The sequence below is a fragment of the Pseudomonas sp. B16120 genome, from assembly GCF_044218845.1.
Taxonomy (GTDB): domain Bacteria; phylum Pseudomonadota; class Gammaproteobacteria; order Pseudomonadales; family Pseudomonadaceae; genus Aquipseudomonas; species Aquipseudomonas paracarnis.
This window is the reverse complement of record NZ_CP162588.1, coordinates 5,844,945-5,862,473: the sequence shown is the minus strand read 5'-3', so window position 1 is coordinate 5,862,473 and position 17,529 is coordinate 5,844,945. Positions and strand designations below refer to the sequence as shown.

Here is a 17,529-nt window from a genome sequence, read left to right as displayed (position 1 = left end):
TGTTTTCCTGATATTTACCGATGGTGAGTGTCGCCAGCCGGTCGCTGAAAATGGCGGACCTGAATCTGGAAACCATTACGTAAACCTACATAGAGGCTTTCCCCGGGAACGAGTCCCGCAGCGGTGGCCCAACGGGCCAGATCGTCCTGTTCAAAACCCAGCCAGAGATCACCGCAGGCCTCCTTGGCCCAATTCTGGTTGTGGCTGCATAAATCCGTAACCAGCAGGCTACCGCCGGGGTGCAGCAACCCGGCCATTTGCTTGAGAGCTTCTGCCGGGGCGGCGAAATGGTGCAAGACCATGTTCAGCACCACGCAATCGGCTCGCAGGCCGGTGTCACTCAGGGCGTCGGCCAACTGCAGGCGCACATTGCCCAAGGCTTCGCGCTCACAGAGTTGGCGCGCCAGTTCAAGCATCGCCGGGCTGTTATCCAGCGCGGTGACCTGCTCGAAGCGACGCGCCAGTTCGGGCAGGAAACCGCCGTCGCCAGGGCCGACTTCCAAGGCCGTGGCCTCTTCACTGAAGCTCAGCTTGTCCAGCAGCGCCAGTACGCTTTCGCGGTACTGGGCCAAGCCGGCGATCAGATCCTGCTGGGCGCGAAACTTGTCGGCCACCCGTGAGAAAAAATCCTGGCTGGCGGCGGCGCGTTGTCCGTGCACCTGGCCGATGCGCGATTGCACATCGCCGGGCAGGCACAAGTTATCCACTTCGTCGAGCAGGGCAGCGTGCAATTTGCCGCCAAGCAGTTCGGTATGGGGCAGGGCACGCCGGTAGAAAATCGCATTGCCTTCGCGACGGGTAGCCACCAGGTCGGCCTGGGCCAGCACCTTCAAATGGTGGCTCATGCCGGACTGGCCGATGGCGAAGATCTGCGCCAGCTCCAGTACCCCGAAAGAATCGTTGGCCAGTGCGCGCAGTACGTTCAAGCGCAAGGGATCGCCAGCGGCCTTGCACAAGGCAGCCAGTTCATCGCCGTCATCAGGACGCAGGGAGGGCACGGGTAGGTTCATAAGGCCAGCAGTCTAGTGACGGGTGTAAATCCCCGCAAGGCCAATATCAAAAAGTTTTGATATTGATCGATAAGTGGCGGTTATAAGCCATCGCTATAACCTTTAGACGAACCGGTTAAAGGTTTCTGCAAGGGATTGGTGCCCAAAGCACAGGAAAAACGCCCACAAGTAACTATCTGTCATTGCCCGCAGGCGGTGGCTGAGGGAAAATGCCGGTCCTTTTTTCCGTTTCTTTATAAGCAAACTCCAGGAGATCAGCGATGCCCAGCCGTCGTGAGCGTGCCAACGCCATTCGTGCCCTCAGCATGGATGCCGTGCAAAAAGCCAACAGCGGCCATCCCGGTGCCCCGATGGGCATGGCGGATATCGCCGAGGTACTTTGGCGTGACTACCTGAAACACAACCCGAGCAACCCGTCGTTCGCCGACCGTGACCGCTTTGTGCTGTCCAACGGCCACGGCTCGATGCTGATTTATTCGCTGCTGCACCTGACCGGCTACGATGTCACCATTGACGACCTCAAGAGCTTCCGTCAGCTGCACAGCCGTACCCCGGGCCACCCGGAATTCGGCTACACCCCAGGCGTGGAAACCACCACCGGCCCCCTGGGCCAAGGCCTGGCCAATGCGGTTGGTTTCGCCCTGGCGGAAAAAGTCCTGGGCGCGCAGTTCAACCGCCCTGGCCACGACATCGTTGACCACCACACCTACGTATTCCTGGGTGATGGCTGCATGATGGAAGGCATTTCCCACGAAGTCGCCTCCCTGGCCGGTACCCTGGGCCTGGGCAAGCTGATTGCCTTCTACGATGACAACGGCATCTCCATCGACGGTGAAGTCGAAGGCTGGTTCACTGACGACACGCCTAAGCGTTTCGAAGCCTACAACTGGCAGGTGATCCGCAATGTCGACGGCCACGATCCGGAAGAGATCAAGACCGCCATCGACACCGCTCGCAAGAGCGCGCAGCCAACCCTGATCTGCTGCAAGACCACCATCGGTTTCGGCTCGCCGAACAAGCAGGGTAAAGAAGACTGCCACGGCGCCCCGCTGGGTGACGCGGAAATCGCCCTGACCCGCGAAGCACTGAAGTGGAACCACGGCCCGTTCGAAATCCCGGCCGATATCTACGCCGAATGGGATGCCAAGGAAAAAGGCCTGGCGGCTGAATCCGAGTGGGACCAGCGTTTCGCTGCGTACTCCGCCGAATTCCCGGAATTGGCCAACGAGCTGGTACGCCGCCTGGCCGGTGACCTGCCTGCCGACTTCTCGGAAAAGGCCTCGGCCTACATCGCTGAAGTCGCGGCCAAGGGCGAGACCATCGCCAGCCGTAAAGCCAGCCAGAACACCCTGAACGCCTTTGGCCCGTTGCTGCCTGAGTTCCTCGGCGGTTCGGCTGACCTGGCCGGTTCCAACTTGACCCTGTGGAAGGGGTGCAAAGGTGTCTCTGCCGAAGACGCCAGCGGCAACTACATGTACTACGGCGTGCGCGAGTTCGGCATGAGCGCCATCATGAACGGCGTGTCCCTGCACGGTGGCCTGGTGCCTTACGGCGCGACCTTCCTGATGTTCATGGAATACGCACGTAACGCCGTACGTATGGCGGCGCTGATGAAGAAGCGCGTGATCCACGTCTACACCCACGACTCCATCGGCCTGGGCGAAGACGGCCCGACGCACCAGCCGGTCGAGCAACTGACCAGCCTGCGTACCACGCCGAACCTCGATTGCTGGCGCCCAGCCGACGCGGTGGAATCCGCTGTGGCCTGGAAGCACGCCATCGAGCGCAAGGACGGCCCTTCGGCGCTGATCTTCTCGCGTCAGAACCTGCAGCACCAGGTGCGTACCGACGCGCAGATCGCCGACATCAGCCGTGGCGGTTATGTGCTCAAGGACTGCATCGGCGAGCCGGAGCTGATCCTGATCTCCACCGGTTCCGAAGTGGGCCTGACCGTTCAGGCCTACGACAAGCTGACTGCCCAGGGCCGTAACGTGCGCGTTGTGTCCATGCCCTGCACCAGCGTGTTCGAAGCCCAGGACGCCGGCTACAAGCAATCGGTATTGCCGTTGCAGGTCAGTGCGCGTATCGCCATCGAAGCGGCTCACGCTGACTACTGGTACAAATACGTGGGCCTGGAAGGCCGCGTGATCGGCATGACCACCTACGGTGAGTCGGCACCGGCGCCAGCCTTGTTCGAAGAGTTCGGTTTCACCCTGGAAAACATCCTGGGTCAGGCTGAAGAGTTGCTGGAAGACTAAGTCAGTCTGCGTTGTCTGTACTGGCGCCATCGCGGGCAAGCCCGCTCCCACATTTGGATCGCGGTCCACTGTGGGAGCGGGCTTGCCCGCGATGGCGCCAGTACATTCATCACTGAACTAACCTTGATCGAGAACCCCATGCCCCAACCGCGTCCCTACAAAGTTGCACTCAACGGCTACGGCCGCATTGGTCGTTGCGTCTTGCGTGCTCTGTTCGAGCGAGGGGCGGCGGCCGGGTTTGAAATTGTTGCGATCAACGATCTGGCCGACATGGCCAGCATCGAATACCTGACACGCTTTGACTCCACCCACGGCCGTTTCCCTGGCGAAGTGCGGGTTGAAGGCGATTGTCTGCATATCAATGGCAACTGCGTGCAAGTGTTGCGCAGTGCCACCCCCGAAGGCATCGACTGGAAAGCACTGGGCGTCGACCTGGTGCTGGAATGCTCCGGTGTTTATCACACCCGTGCCGATGGCCAGCGTTTTCTCGACGCCGGCGCACCGCGTGTGCTGTTTTCCCAGCCGATGGCCAGCGAGGCGGATGTCGACGCCACCATCGTCTACGGCATCAACCAGGACTGCCTGACCGGCGATGAGCTGCTGGTGTCCAACGCGTCGTGTACCACCAACTGCAGCGTGCCGTTGCTGCGCCTGCTGGACCAGGCGATCGGCCTGGATTACGTGTCGATCACCACGATTCACTCGGCGATGAACGACCAGCCGGTCATCGACGCCTATCACCACGAAGACCTGCGGCGCACGCGTTCGGCGTTCCAGTCAGTGATTCCGGTGTCCACCGGCCTGGCGCGTGGCATCGAGCGACTGCTGCCGGAACTTGCCGGGCGAATCCAGGCCAAAGCCGTACGGGTGCCGACGGTGAATGTGTCTTGCCTGGATATCACCATGCAAACCGTCAGTGACACTGACGCGGCCGAAGTCAACCGGATCCTGCGCGACGCCGCCACCAGCGGCCCGCTCAAAGGTCTGTTGGCCTACACCGAGCTGCCCCACGCCAGTTGCGATTTCAACCATGACCCGCATTCGGCGATTGTCGATGCCAGCCAGACCCGCGTTTCCGGCCCCAGGCTTGTGAACATTCTGGCCTGGTTCGACAACGAATGGGGCTTTGCCAACCGCATGCTGGATGTTGCCGAACACTATCTGCACATCGCTTCTAAACAACCTCAACAGTAATTCAGGAACTGCGACCCATGACCGTGTTGAAGATGACCGACCTCGATCTGCAAGGTAAGCGCGTACTGATCCGCGAAGACCTCAACGTCCCCGTCAAGGACGGTGTTGTCACCAGCGATGCGCGAATCCTGGCCTCGCTGCCGACCATCAAGCTGGCCCTGGAAAAAGGCGCGGCCGTGATGGTCTGCTCCCACCTGGGTCGCCCGACCGAAGGTGAGTTCTCTGCCGAAAACAGCCTCAAGCCGGTCGCCGAGTACCTGAGCAAGGCCCTGGGCCGTGACGTGCCATTGGTCGCAGACTACCTGGGCGGCGTGGACGTGAAAGCCGGCGATATCGTGCTGTTCGAAAACGTGCGCTTCAACAAGGGCGAGAAAAAGAACAGCGACGAACTGGCCCAGCAATACGCCGCCCTGTGCGACGTGTTTGTGATGGACGCGTTCGGCACCGCCCACCGCGCCGAAGGTTCGACCCACGGCGTGGCCAAGTTCGCCAAGGTCGCCGCGGCGGGCCCGTTGTTGGCTGCCGAGCTGGATGCGCTGGGCAAGGCCCTGGGCGCTCCGGCCCAACCGATGGCGGCCATTGTTGCCGGCTCCAAGGTGTCCACCAAGCTGGACGTGCTCAACAGCCTGAGCCAGATCTGCAACCAACTGATCGTCGGCGGCGGCATTGCCAACACCTTCCTGGCTGCTGCCGGCCACCCGGTGGGCAAGTCCCTGTACGAGCCAGACCTGCTCGACACCGCCCGCGCCATCGCTTTCAAGGTCAGCGTGCCGTTGCCGGTGGACGTGGTGGTTGCGAAGGAATTCGCGGAAAGCGCCGCGGCGACCGTCAAGCTCATCGCTGACGTGGCCGACGACGACATGATCCTGGACATCGGCCCGCAAACGGCAGCCAACTTCGCCGAGCTGCTCAAGGCATCCCAGACTATCCTGTGGAATGGCCCGGTGGGCGTATTCGAGTTCGACCAATTCGGCAACGGCACCAAAGTGCTGGCTAAGGCGATCGCTGAAAGCTCGGCGTTCTCCATCGCTGGCGGTGGCGATACCCTGGCGGCAATCGATAAATATGGTGTGGCTGATCAGATCTCCTACATTTCTACCGGTGGTGGCGCTTTCCTCGAGTTCGTCGAGGGCAAGGTGTTGCCAGCTGTGGAAGTGCTGGAAACCCGAGCCAAAGGTTAAGGCTCGCGTGATCAGGAAAAGGAGCGTTCCCATGATCAAGTCGTTGGCACTGGTGATCGCAGCGGGCCTGTTGGCCGGCTGCGGCAGCACACCCAGCGCGGCGCCGGAGGCGGATAACGCCAAGGCACCGTTGAGAAAAAGCTGTTACCAGGCTGACTGGCAAGCCGAGACCATGCCGGTGATCAACAAGCGCATCGGCAACGAACGGCTGGAGAAATACGACTCCGCGCCCAACGGTCAGGAACAGGGTTGCCCATGACGGGTCTGATCCACTAACCGACAGCAACGGCGGCCCATAGGCCTCCCTGCGAGGATTGGCAATGAAAGGCGTTTTCGCCCTGGCAGCTCTGGCCCTGTTGGCCGGCTGCAGCAGCATGAACCTGTTCAACAAGGCAGAGCCAGCCGACAAATGGACCACCTGGACCTGCGACAGCAAGGCCGAGGTCAACTGGCGCTTTGCCAACAAGGCCCGTTCCGAAGTGGATGTACGCCTCGGCGGTTCGGACCAGGTTTATCGGCTCAAGCAAGAGGTAGCCGCCTCCGGCGTGCTGTACAGCGACGGCCAGTTGGCGTTTCACACCAAAGGTGAGGAAGGCCTGGTTTACTGGGTAGCGACGGATGATTTGATTGGGCGCGGCTGCAAAGCCAACTGAACCCAACAGCAATAACGATTCAGCAGCACAAGGCTCAACCCCTTGATCTGCAATAACTTGAATAGCAGCCGCCGCTACGGCAGGCTTGCACGATTAACGACCCTCGACCGGGAGAGACAACACAATGGCACTTATCAGCATGCGTCAAATGCTGGACCACGCAGCCGAGTTCGGCTACGGCGTCCCAGCCTTTAACGTCAACAACCTTGAGCAGATGCGCGCCATCATGGAAGCCGCTGACAAGACCGACTCCCCAGTGATCGTCCAGGCTTCGGCCGGTGCGCGCAAATACGCTGGCGCCCCGTTCCTGCGTCACCTGATCCTTGCTGCCATCGAAGAATTCCCGCACATCCCGGTGTGCATGCACCAGGACCACGGTACCAGCCCTGACGTGTGCCAGCGCTCGATCCAACTGGGCTTCAGCTCGGTGATGATGGACGGCTCCCTCGGTGAAGACGGCAAAACCCCAACCGACTACGAGTACAACGTACGCGTGACCCAACAAACCGTGGCCATGGCCCACGCCTGCGGCGTTTCGGTTGAAGGCGAGCTGGGCTGCCTGGGTTCGCTTGAAACCGGCATGGCCGGCGAGGAAGACGGCATCGGCGCCGAAGGCGTGCTGGATCACAGCCAGATGCTGACCGACCCGGAAGAAGCGGCCGACTTCGTCAAGAAGACCCAGGTCGACGCCCTCGCCATCGCCATCGGCACCAGCCACGGCGCCTACAAGTTCACCAAGCCGCCTACCGGCGACGTGCTGGCCATCGACCGCATCAAGGAAATCCACAAGCGCATCCCCAACACCCACCTGGTGATGCACGGTTCTTCCTCGGTACCGCAAGAGTGGCTGGCGATCATCAACCAGTATGGCGGCGACATCAAAGAAACCTACGGCGTACCGGTTGAAGAAATCGTCGAAGGCATCAAGTACGGCGTGCGCAAGGTCAACATCGACACCGACCTGCGCCTGGCCTCCACCGGTGCGATGCGTCGCCTGATGGCCACCAACCCGAGCGAGTTCGACCCGCGTAAATTCTTCGGCGCCACCGTGACGGCGATGCGTGATGTGTGTATCGCACGTTATGAAGCGTTTGGTACGGCGGGTAATGCTTCTAAGATCAAGCCGATCTCACTGGAAGCGATGTACCAGCGGTATTTGAAAGGTGAGTTGAACGCTAAGGTGAACTGAGCCTCAAGTGTTAATAAAAAGCCCGCAGCGATGCGGGCTTTTTTGTTAGACATAAAAGAGGGTGTCGCTGAGCCGCTAATCTTTTTGTGTCACCCTCATCGTTTGAGATCAATTAAGAGTCCTTTTCAAGTCTACGCGATAACTGCCGCCATGCACCCAGAAATCTCCAGTTAACGTATTGAATGGAGTGGAAATATCCACTGGATTTGAAACCAGTACAAATTTGTAAGACGTTTGCTCGCCTGCGTTACTGGCCAAATCGAACCTCGCTGGTCCTCCCCTTTCAGCATTCGCAAACTTATAGGTTCCGCTGAGCCAATTGGCACTGGCTCCGTCATGGTAGAGTGCGGTTACTTCACCGGTATGGCTGTCGGCACTTGTGATGGTCAAGTAACGATCAGCCTTGTTGGCGACTGTTTGTCCGGCATAGGTTCCCATTGGGTTAGGCATTGTCATGATAAAATTCCCTATAACGTTTGATAAAGGATTAGCTTAAAACGGCGCATTTTTTGTTGTGCCGTTTTTGTAAGGCTATAGAGAGTTGGTCTGTATGGCACCTGTGAAATATGACAGTGTCTTATACTGTTTTGGAATTGAAAGTAAATGGCGGCAGATGTAAAAATAGACCTCGAAATATTGCGATTGAGCGAGAACGACCTATTTGTTGTACCTCGCTGAACGTTATGGTACGGAAAATTGGGCAGTACCATGCCTAGCAGCAGAAAACAGTGTTAATGCATTTGTCTTCATAAAGGAAGGAAGGCGCAATCGAGTTGAAGCAATTACATTTGCGTTGCTTATTTCTAAGTTGTATTAAAACCTGTCAATGTTGACAGTATCGCCAGTTAACCCTCTTGCGCATGCTTGGCTCACTCATCCAGGAAGGGGAATACGCTATGTCACATTCAACTCTTAAGTGGCTTCAGTTTTTTGCGGCGACGGGTGCATTGATGCTGATAGGTAATGCACAGGCGGCCCAGTTATCTTGCCCAGATTCTTCAACTATCAAGGTTGTGAGTATTCAGTTTTCAGCTGGAGAGCAAGAGCAGCAATGGAGTGGCGAACGGCTCGTTGACGATTATTCTGGGGCTGAGGGGGTCAAGTTTCTGGGCGCAGCGATCAGGCAAGGGACAGACAGCGAAACGAAATTGCCTTATCACTACGTAATCTGCAATTACAGCGGGAAAGGCAAGGACGATTATTTGAGGTTGTCGAAGCGGTTTGTATTGCCTCCCGTGGCTAACGGTTCTGGTTGGAATGAGAATAAAGAGTGTACAAATAGTAAAGTCACGGACTGTGCTTTTAAGCTGATGAACTCAAAGGGGCCTGCCAAGTTCACATTGCCTGTTCAGAAGTAGGGGCGGGGGATTTTCCAATCTTTCGTCGCCTAAAGAAAACCCGCAGAAATGCGGGTTTTTTGTGTCCGGGTTTCGATCAGCTCGGCGGTGATGTATCGAATCCACGGTGTTCAATGACCCGAAACACATCACTCACGTCCTGCACCAGAATGCGTGCGGTATTGGCCATGTTGTTCAGGTCGCGCTCGGCAAAATCCGGCAGGCTGGAGCAAGCCATCAGGTTGAGGTGTTCCAGAGCGGCGTTGAGGTGTTCGCGCAGGCAGGCGTGGAGGTCGAGCAGTGGGGCTTCGCTGTCGATCAGCAGCACGGGGTAGTCGGTGGCGGTTTCTGTGCAGGGGCTAAAGCGGCGGGGTGGAAGCTGTTGGGTCATGGCAAATATTCCTCGTATCTGAAAAGGACTACCGCCATTCGCTGCGAAACGAAGTGGGTGGTAGCTGTGTGCAGGTTCGCAGACCGAGGATACGAGGAACCCGGCAGACCCGAAGGTCTCCCACACACAGCCACCATTAAACAGACGACGGGCGCCGAAGCGCTCATCGTTGTATTCATGATGCTTGGTTACACACGTATCGTTAGGGCTGCGAAACCCTATCGCCGATCAATGCCAGCGACGGGGCGAACTATAAGCGGCGATGTGGCTGGCCGCAACGGTGCTGTAGGACTCACACCCGACCTTGAAGCCGATGCACGGTCAATGTGGGAGCCGGGCTTGCCCGCGATGGCGGTGTGTCAGGCGCCTAGGATAGTGGCTGATGTGCCGCCATCGCGGGCAAGCCCGGCTCCCACAGGGGGCGGCGGTGTGTTTAAAGCTTTGGATTTATCTGGGAAAAATCCGGTGTCTCACGGGACGATTCACTCATGATCAATATCCAACTTCGCAAACGTCACCCGCGCGCCCTCATTGGTGTCGCCCGAATTGTCCTGCACGTACACCCCCGCCTTGAAGTACAACGGCTTGTCACCCCAGGCCGCGCCTATGCGTTCATTCCACTCACTGTCGGCGGCATACACGCTCAGCAGCCCGGCTTTGTTGAGGTTGATCACGTAGGTGAAGCTCTTCTGCAGTGGCACATTGGAGGCGACGATGATCACCTGGCTTTCGGCTTCGTCCGGGCGCATGCGCACTTTGGCGACGATGTTGCCGGTCTGGGTTTTCTCCTTGAATTGGTACTCCAGCTTGATCAACGGTTTCTGGCTGTCGTAGGCGTGGATCTGGCCGATCACGATCTTGCCGGAGGAGGGCACCTGGTTGACGGTGAGGGTGGCGCGCAGGAAGTTGTCGGCTTCGGGGTAGGTCCAGTTACGCAGGCGGCCGTCGGCGTAGGTTTCACGCAATTCGCTGCGTGGGTAGATGGCATTTTCGGTTCGCGAGCCCGTCACAGGCGTCCAGAACTGCACATCGCTGCCTTCGGCCTGGAAGTATTGATCGTTGAAGCCGCTCATCAGCCTTGGCGTTTCAATGGTCGTGGGTGGGGAGCCGACCGGGATGCTCAGGTTCCAGGTGGAAAGGTCGATCATGGTGTTGGCCTTTTTACAGAGGGTGTAGGCATTGGCCCAAAGGGCCTTCCAGGTTCTTTATAGGCGGTGCGGGTGAGATTGTTAAACAATTGCTGGCAATTTATTGGCGTCAGAGGAATGCCAAAAAGCCATGTTGCCCGTGAACCGCGGGCTACAGGGCCTTACCGTTAGTCGGCTTCCTGGTCTTTGGCACAATGAGGGCACCCACGTCACTTCTGCTTTTTTGGCCGCGCGGCTAGAGTGAGCCCTCAGTGTTTATCCGGCCTTGGTAGCAAAAGTGACCGGTGCAGCTCCCTAAGGAAGAGACGTAGCATGGATGGCGCTCCGCAACACGACGATGCAATTTCGGTTCTGTTGGTGGTCGATGACTACCCGGAAAACCTCGTCAGCATGCGTGCGCTGTTGCAGCGTGACGACTGGCGGGTGATCACTGCTGCGTCTGGCCTGGAAGCCTTGGAGTTACTGCTGGCCCATGACGTCGACTTGGTGCTGCTGGACGTGCGCATGCCGGGCATGGACGGCTTTGAGGTCGCGCGCCTGATGCGGGGCAGCCAGCGCACGCGCATGACGCCGATTATCTTTCTGACCGCCACCGCCCATTCGCCCGACGCGGTGCTTGAAGGCTACGCCAGTGGGGCGATCGACTATCTGTTCAAGCCCTTTGACCCGCACATCCTCAAGCCCAAGGTGCAGGCGTTGCTCGAGCACCAGCGCAATCGCCGTGCCTTGCAGCGCCTGAGCCATGACCTGGAGTTGGCCCGCGCTTTTAATGCCTCCGTGCTGGATAACGCCGCCGAGGGCATTTTAGTGGTGAGCGAAAACAGTGTGATCGAGTACGCCAACCCGGCCATTTCCCGGCTGTTGAATGCGACGATGGCTGAGTTGCAGGGCGAGAGTTTCCTCAGTTTCCTGCAAAAGCCCCATGTGCCAGCCTGGTTGGGCTTCCCCATGTACGAGGCGTATCGCCGGGGCGAGACGTGGCGCCAACACGACGCCATTTTGCGCACCGGTCGGGGCCAGCAGGTGCCGGTAGCGTTGTCCTGCGCGCCCTTGCCTGTGGAGCAGAAGGCGATGGTGGTGACGGTGCTGGACATGTCCGAAGTACGGCATCTGCACCAGCAACTGGAGTTCCAGGCCGTGACCGACCCGTTGACCGGGCTGCTGAACCGGCGCGGTTTCCATCAGGCGATGGAGAATACGTTGCTGCGCAGCGAACGGAGCGAGCAGGCGCTGGTATTGCTGTACCTGGACCTGGATGGCTTCAAGCGGGTCAACGATACGTTGGGCCATGACGCCGGGGATCGCGTGCTGCGTTGGGTTTCGGAGCAAATGCAGGCGTGCCTGCGTTCCTACGACATTCTGGGGCGCATGGGCGGGGATGAGTTCACCGCGTTGCTGGAGCTGGAGTTTCCCGAACAGGCGGCGAAGATCGCGGAAAAGCTCATCGAGCGGGTTTCTGTGTGCCAGCAGGTCGATGGGCTGGAGGTGATGCTTGGGGTCAGTATCGGCATCGCGACCTTCCCGGATTGCGGCTCGGACTTGAGCGGCCTGCTGCGGGCGGCGGATATTGCCATGTACGAAGCCAAGCGCGCCGGCCGTCAGCAGTATCGTTACTACGACCAGGAAATGAACGGCCGCGCCCGCTCGCGGTTGATGCTGGAAGACAGTGTGCGTACCGCCATTGCCAACAAGGACTTCACCTTGGTGTACCAGCCTCAGGTTTGCCTGGAAGACGGGCGTTTGCGCGGCGTCGAAGCGCTGTTGCGTTGGCAGCATCCCAGCGTCGGCGATGTGCCGCCGGGCCTGTTCTTGCCGCTGCTGGAAGAGGCGCGGTTGATCAACCAGTTGAGTGCCTGGATCTACCAGCAAGTCGCTGCCCAGCGCCAGGCCTGGCAAGCCACCTTCGACCCCGAACTGGTGTTGAGCGTGAGCCTGAGCAGCAGCCAGTTCAACATGCCCAACCTGGCCAACCAACTGCAGCAGATGCTGGAACGGCATGGGTTAGAGGGGCGGCAACTGGAGGTGGAAATCGGCGAGGACTGCTTGATGAGTAATCTTGCCGAGTCTACCAAGCAACTCCAGTTACTGCGCCGGATCGGGGTGCGGATTGCCCTGGACGACTTTGGCTGCGGCCAGTGCTCCCTGGCCCATTTGCGCGACCTGGCATTCGATACCCTCAAGCTTGACCCTCAATTAGTGGCGCGCCTGCCTGGCTCGGCGCGGGATGGGGCGATGGCGCGCAGCATCATCCAACTGTGTGAGCATTTTGGTGTGCTGGTGATCGCCGAAGGCGTGGAGACCCTTGAGCAAACACAGTGGCTAAAGGCCAATGGCTGCGCGTATATCCAGGGGCCGTGGGCGGCGCTGCCGTTGATGGCCGAAGACGTTGCCGGCTGGTCTTACCCTCGCGCGCTTTGAATTCGCTACACTGGCGCCCGTCCCAATTGCGTTGCAGAGCCCATGACCGCGTTGAAATACCTCCAGGCCTATCCCGCCGCGCTCCAGGAGCAAGTGCGCCAACTGATCGCCAAGGACCAGTTGGGGGCTTACCTGGAACAGCGCTACCCCGAACGCCATGGGGTGCAGAGCGACAAGGCCCTGTACGCCTATGCCCTGGCCTTGAAGCAGGAGCACCTGCGTAACGCGCCGTCTATCGACAAGGTGCTGTTCGACAACCGCCTGGACCTGACCCATCGTGCCTTGGGTTTGCACACCACGATTTCCCGGGTGCAGGGCGGTAATCTCAAATCCAAGAAAGAGATTCGCATCGCTTCGCTGTTCAAGGAGGCGGCTCCGGAGTTTCTGCGCATGATCGTGGTACACGAGTTGGCGCACTTCAAGGAGTCGGACCACAACAAGGCGTTCTATAAACTCTGTCAATACATGATGCCGGGCTACCATCAGGTGGAGTTCGACCTGCGTGTGTACCTCACCTGGCGCGATTTGCAGGGCAAGCCCTAACCCCAAGGCGACTGACCATGGATGTGAGCAAGACCAAAAGCAGCTTCTACCGCCGCCTGTACGTGGCGTACTTGATCGACAGCCAACTGGCCAGCAGCGTCCCGGCGCTGACCGAGGCCACCGGCATGCCTCGGCGTACCGCCCAAGACACCATTGCGGCGTTGGCCGACCTGGATATTGTGTGTGAGTTCGAGCAGGAGGACGGTGCGCGTCACCATGCCGGGCGCTATCGGATTCGGGATTGGGGGGCGATTGATCGGGGGTGGATCGAGGCTAATCTGGCGTCGATCAAGCAGGTGTTGGGCTATCCCTGAAGGTCGGCTTTGGCAGGACTGACGCTATCGCGGGCAAGCCCGGCTCCCACAGTTGAATGCGTTCCAATGTGGGAGCTGGCTTGCCTGCGATGGCGCCCTCAGAGGCGCCGCATACCAATATGTGGAATATCGTCCTCCAGATATTCCTCACCCGCCACCACAAACCCATACCGCCCGTAATACCCCTGCAAGTGCGCCTGGGCCGAGAGAAAAATCGGCGTTTGCGGCCAGATATCCTCAATACGCTCAAGCGCCTCTTCCAGCATTTGATGCCCCAGCCCGGTGCCCCGTGCCGCTGGCGAAACGATTACGCGGCCAATCACCACATCGCCGCCCTGGGTCTCCGGGTCCAGCAGCCGCAGGTAAGCCACCAGCTCGTTATCATTCCAGGCCATCAGGTGGTGGGTGTCCCCCGCCAGGTCCTGCCCGTCGATGTCCTGATACGCGCATTTCTGCTCGACGACGAATACCTCGCTGCGCAAGCGCAGGACGGCATACAGCTGGTCCTTGCCCAAGTCGTCGTGATGTTTGCAAACCCAATCAACCGTCATGATGTGTGCTCTTATAAAGACGTGCCTGGATAGTAAGCGTGACGGGCGCCGCTGTCTAAAATTGACAAATGTGTGAATGGCGTCAATTTGCCATCATTCAGTGCGTGCGCCGTTGGCTTCTTTGTGTAATCTGCAATGCAAGCTTATTGATGAGCTACTGTTATCAGGCCACCGCCTGCCCGCCAAGGACTTTGAGCATGCCGCGATTGACTCGTGCCGTTGCTTTGATCGCAGTGCTGCTACTGGCCCAACCAGTGCTGGCACAGCGTCTGCGTCTGGTGGCGGATGGCTGGCCGCCATTCACCGATGCCACCTTGATCAATGGCGGCTTGGCCACGGATATCGTCAGCACGGCCCTGGCTCGTGCGGGGTACGCGAGTGATTTTGAACAGGTGCCTTGGGCTCGTGCGCTCAAGGGCGTGGGCGATGGGCGCTACGATGTGCTGATCAACGCCTGGTACGACGAGGCCCGCACGCAGTTTGGCCAATTTTCTGCTGAGTACCTGCTTAACCGTGTGCGCTTTCTCAAGCGCAGCGACGATGACATCGTTTATCAGAACCTGGCCCGACTGCACGACGAGACCATCGCCGTGGTACGCGGTTACGCTTACTCGGCTGCGTTCGATCAAGACACCCAGCTACAGAAAGTACCGGTGCACAACTTCGCCATGGCGGTGCGCATGCTCGCGGCGCGGCGTGTGCGGTTGACGCTGGAAGACGAATACGTAGCGCGCTATTACCTGGCTCGGGAGTCGCCGCGGGTGCGCAATGCCGTGGCGTTTGTGGGCAAGCCGTTGAGCGAGAACAGCCTGCATATTCTGGTCAGTTTGAAGAACCCCGAGCATGCGCAAATCGTTGCCAGCTTTGATCGGGAGATTGCCAGGATGAAGGCTGATGGCAGTTATGCGCGCTTGATGAAGGCGCATGGGATGTAGCGTGCTTGCGGGCCTCATCCCGGGCCAGCCCGGCTCCCACATTTTGCCCGCCTTCTTATATTGGAACTCGGTCAAATGTGGGAGCTGGCTTGCCTGCGATAGCGGTCTAAGCCGCGCCGGTCTCCTTGATCAGATGCGCCGCCAACGTACGCAACGGCCCCAACTGCCGGCAAATCAACGCCAACTGCGTCTGCACCAACCGCTGCGCCTCATCGATCTCATCGGGCATTTGCTCCAGCTCGGCCGCCAACCCTTCCTCGGCATCACTCTGGATCGCAATCGGCTGTTTATTGGCCAGGCCGGTGGCGATCTCATCGATGCTCGTCGCCAGGCTGTTGCCCGCGCCTTCGATCAAGTGCTCGCGTACGTCGGTCGGTAGCTGAGTATCGCGGTGTGCACCCAATCCGGATAAGTAGCTGAGCAAGGTGTGAGACAGCACCAGGAAGCGGAAGCCCACGTCGGCTTCCTTACGGAAGTGCCCCGGCTCCATCAGCATATTCGCCAGGGTGGTGGACAACGCGGCATCGGCGTTGTGGGCGTTGCGGCGGGCCAGGCGGTAAGCCAGGTCGTCACTCTTGCCGGCGGCGTATTGCTGCATGATCTGGCGCAGGTAGATGCTGTTGCAGGTCAGGGTGTTGGCCAGCACTTTGTTCAAGCGTCGGCCTTGCCAGTCCGGCAAAAACAGGAACACCGCCAGGCCCGCGATCAGGCTGCCGAGCAAGGTATCGAACAGGCGCGGCAGGAACAGCCCGTAGCCATCGCCCACCTGGTTGAAGCAGAACAGCACCATCAGGGTGATCGCCGCCGTTGCCAGGGTGTAGCGGGTGGTGCGGTTGATAAAGAACACCAGGCCCGCGGCGATAGCGAACATCGACTGCACCACTGGGTTGGGGAACAGATCAAACAGCGCCCAGGCCACGGTGAGGCCGATGGCGGTGCCGATGATCCGCTGGCCGAGTTTGCGCCGGGTGGCGCCGTAGCTAGGTTGGCACACGAACAGGGTGGTGAGGATGATCCAGTAGCCCTGAGACGCGTGAATGGCGTGCAGGGTGGCGTAGCCGACGGTCAACGCCAGGGACAGGCGCAGGGCGTGGCGAAACAGCAGCGAGGTGGGCGTCAGTTGGGTGCGCAGGCGCGTCCACATTTCCTTGAGGTTGCGCGGGGCGCGGTCCAGCAGGTTACTGTCGGTGGCGTCCGCCAGGGCATCGGGGTTGCTGGCGTCGCCCAGCAGGCGGTCGAGGGTGGACAGGTTGGCCGCCAGGGCGCGCAAGGAGCGCAGCAGGCCACGCCAGGCCGGGTTGCTCTGGATGCGCAGGTGCTCCAGGGACGCGTTGAGGTCGCCCAGGGCTTGGGCAAAGCTGTCGTCATAGATGAACGGTTGGCGCAGTTGGATCGACTCAGCCAGGGTCTGGCAGGCCTTGCCTTGCTGGCGCAGCAAGCGCTGGCAGCGAAACAGCACATCGCTATGGAAGAAGGCTTCAGTGAGGGCGTTGTAGGGGTAGTGGGAGGAACTGGCGCGCTCGTGGATGTCCTGGGCCAGGAAGTACAGTTTCAGGTAGCGGCTGACCTTCGAGCCCGGTCGGCCATTGCCGACGCGGTGCAGGATGATTTCCTTCGCGGCATTCAGTGCAGCCACTACTCGGCCATTTTGCTGGGCCAATTCCAAGCGTCGCGCTTCCACATCCAACTGCCGGATCGGTTCGAACAACGATGACTTGAGCTTGAGGTAACGCCCCAGCTCGCGGAACAACCGCGCCAGGCTCTGCTGCACCGGCTGGTTGGAAAACAGCGCCTGCCACAGCACGGACAGCACGCCGTACCAGGCGGCACCGGCGACCAGCAGCAGCGGCTCATGCCAGAAATCCGTGACGGCGCCGCCGCGCTGGTCCACGCCGATCATGGTGTAGACCGACAGAATCAAGGTGGCCGAGGCAATCGCGCCATAGCGTTCGCCCAGTGCGCCGAGCATGGTCAGGCCGAAACTGGCCACGGCCAGGGCGACGGCAAATATCCAGGGGTAGGGGAACAGCAGTTCTACCGACAGCGCGGCGATGCTGAAACACACCAGTGTCACCGCCAGCGCATTGAGACGGCCTTGCCAGCTGTCATCGGTCTCGGCCAGGGCGCTGGCGATAATCCCCAGGAACAGCGGGATCAGCAGCGTCATTTCATCCTGGTACCAACACAATGCCATGCTGCCGGTGAGGGCGATGAACACCCGTACGCTGTAGCTGAATTTATCCAGCGCCCACAGGCGCCGCATGGACTGCTTGAACGAGGTCGATGACATGAAGTCTGGAGTCTTCCGGGACGTTGTCGCTAAATTGAGCCAGTAATGACGCCACGGCAAGCGTGGCGATCAAATCGGACAGCAAAATTTTCAGGATCACTGCAAAACCCCTGTGGG

General features: G+C 59.6%; 17 protein-coding genes. 11 read left to right on the top strand and 6 right to left on the bottom strand.

Going from position 1 to position 17,529, the window contains the following annotated elements; genetic code table 11:
• Window positions 1-14: 14 nt before the first annotated feature.
• Window positions 15-1,010, bottom strand: coding sequence for a metalloregulator ArsR/SmtB family transcription factor (locus AB4P90_RS27435; protein ID WP_003194962.1), 996 nt, complete (start codon window positions 1,008-1,010; stop codon window positions 15-17).
• Between the two features lie 260 nt (window positions 1,011-1,270).
• Here AB4P90_RS27435 and tkt point away from each other — a divergent pair, with 260 nt between their 5' ends.
• From tkt to fba, 6 genes are all read left to right on the top strand, one after another.
• Window positions 1,271-3,268 carry a transketolase gene (tkt, locus tag AB4P90_RS27430; protein ID WP_014720280.1) on the top strand — a complete coding sequence of 666 codons (1,998 nt, stop codon included), beginning with the start codon at window positions 1,271-1,273 and terminating at the stop codon, window positions 3,266-3,268.
• A 138-nt stretch (window positions 3,269-3,406) separates the two neighbouring features.
• Window positions 3,407-4,462 (top strand): erythrose-4-phosphate dehydrogenase, encoded by a 1,056-nt coding sequence (gene epd / locus AB4P90_RS27425; protein ID WP_003194958.1) that lies wholly within the window; start codon window positions 3,407-3,409, stop codon window positions 4,460-4,462.
• A gap of 17 nt (window positions 4,463-4,479) precedes the next feature.
• The gene (locus AB4P90_RS27420; protein WP_122300965.1) at window positions 4,480-5,643 is read left to right on the top strand and encodes a phosphoglycerate kinase; all 1,164 of its coding nucleotides are present in this window, start codon (window positions 4,480-4,482) and stop codon (window positions 5,641-5,643) included.
• 31 nt (window positions 5,644-5,674) lie between these two features.
• Window positions 5,675-5,902, top strand: a complete 228-nt coding sequence (locus AB4P90_RS27415) for a hypothetical protein (RefSeq protein WP_003194953.1) — start codon at window positions 5,675-5,677, stop codon at window positions 5,900-5,902.
• A 61-nt stretch (window positions 5,903-5,963) separates the two neighbouring features.
• The gene (locus tag AB4P90_RS27410; protein WP_069868815.1) at window positions 5,964-6,296 is read left to right on the top strand and encodes an MliC family protein; all 333 of its coding nucleotides are present in this window, start codon (window positions 5,964-5,966) and stop codon (window positions 6,294-6,296) included.
• A 124-nt stretch (window positions 6,297-6,420) separates the two neighbouring features.
• Window positions 6,421-7,485 (top strand): class II fructose-bisphosphate aldolase, encoded by a 1,065-nt coding sequence (gene fba, locus AB4P90_RS27405; protein ID WP_003177554.1) that lies wholly within the window; start codon window positions 6,421-6,423, stop codon window positions 7,483-7,485.
• 108 nt (window positions 7,486-7,593) lie between these two features.
• Here fba and AB4P90_RS27400 read toward each other — a convergent pair whose 3' ends face one another.
• A complete protein-coding gene (locus AB4P90_RS27400) occupies window positions 7,594-7,941 on the bottom strand; it encodes a hypothetical protein (protein ID WP_139271876.1) in 348 nt (115 codons plus the stop codon).
• A gap of 440 nt (window positions 7,942-8,381) precedes the next feature.
• On the opposite strand from AB4P90_RS27400, the gene AB4P90_RS27395 reads away from it, so the two are divergent.
• Window positions 8,382-8,843: a DUF3757 domain-containing protein gene (locus AB4P90_RS27395; RefSeq protein WP_019817467.1), complete on the top strand. Its 462-nt coding sequence runs from the start codon at window positions 8,382-8,384 to the stop codon at window positions 8,841-8,843.
• 76 nt (window positions 8,844-8,919) lie between these two features.
• Here the strand turns inward: AB4P90_RS27395 and AB4P90_RS27390 are convergent, their stop codons facing one another.
• Together AB4P90_RS27390 and AB4P90_RS27385 are read right to left on the bottom strand one after the other, a co-directional pair.
• Window positions 8,920-9,213, bottom strand: a complete 294-nt coding sequence (locus AB4P90_RS27390) for a fructose-bisphosphate aldolase (protein WP_395605511.1) — start codon at window positions 9,211-9,213, stop codon at window positions 8,920-8,922.
• A 482-nt stretch (window positions 9,214-9,695) separates the two neighbouring features.
• A complete protein-coding gene (locus AB4P90_RS27385; RefSeq protein ID WP_014720275.1) occupies window positions 9,696-10,361 on the bottom strand; it encodes a polysaccharide lyase family 7 protein in 666 nt (221 codons plus the stop codon).
• A gap of 312 nt (window positions 10,362-10,673) precedes the next feature.
• Between AB4P90_RS27385 and AB4P90_RS27380 the strand changes: the two genes are divergently transcribed.
• From AB4P90_RS27380 to AB4P90_RS27370, 3 genes are read left to right on the top strand one after another with little or no spacing between them, the layout of a single operon-like run.
• Entirely contained in the window at window positions 10,674-12,779 is a 2,106-nt protein-coding gene (locus AB4P90_RS27380; protein WP_014720274.1) for a bifunctional diguanylate cyclase/phosphodiesterase, read from the top strand.
• A 42-nt stretch (window positions 12,780-12,821) separates the two neighbouring features.
• Window positions 12,822-13,322: a M48 family metallopeptidase gene (locus AB4P90_RS27375; RefSeq protein WP_014720273.1), complete on the top strand. Its 501-nt coding sequence runs from the start codon at window positions 12,822-12,824 to the stop codon at window positions 13,320-13,322.
• A gap of 17 nt (window positions 13,323-13,339) precedes the next feature.
• Window positions 13,340-13,636 carry a helix-turn-helix domain-containing protein gene (locus tag AB4P90_RS27370; RefSeq protein ID WP_014720272.1) on the top strand — a complete coding sequence of 99 codons (297 nt, stop codon included), beginning with the start codon at window positions 13,340-13,342 and terminating at the stop codon, window positions 13,634-13,636.
• 98 nt (window positions 13,637-13,734) lie between these two features.
• On the opposite strand, the gene AB4P90_RS27365 is transcribed toward AB4P90_RS27370, so the two are convergent.
• Window positions 13,735-14,187: a GNAT family N-acetyltransferase gene (locus AB4P90_RS27365; RefSeq protein WP_014720271.1), complete on the bottom strand. Its 453-nt coding sequence runs from the start codon at window positions 14,185-14,187 to the stop codon at window positions 13,735-13,737.
• A 197-nt stretch (window positions 14,188-14,384) separates the two neighbouring features.
• Here AB4P90_RS27365 and AB4P90_RS27360 point away from each other — a divergent pair, with 197 nt between their 5' ends.
• The gene (locus AB4P90_RS27360; protein WP_014720270.1) at window positions 14,385-15,122 is read left to right on the top strand and encodes an ABC transporter substrate-binding protein; all 738 of its coding nucleotides are present in this window, start codon (window positions 14,385-14,387) and stop codon (window positions 15,120-15,122) included.
• Window positions 15,123-15,228: 106 nt separating this feature from the next.
• On the opposite strand, the gene yccS is transcribed toward AB4P90_RS27360, so the two are convergent.
• The gene (gene yccS / locus AB4P90_RS27355) at window positions 15,229-17,412 is read right to left on the bottom strand and encodes a YccS family putative transporter (protein WP_019817463.1); all 2,184 of its coding nucleotides are present in this window, start codon (window positions 17,410-17,412) and stop codon (window positions 15,229-15,231) included.
• Between the last annotated feature and the right edge of the window lie 117 nt (window positions 17,413-17,529).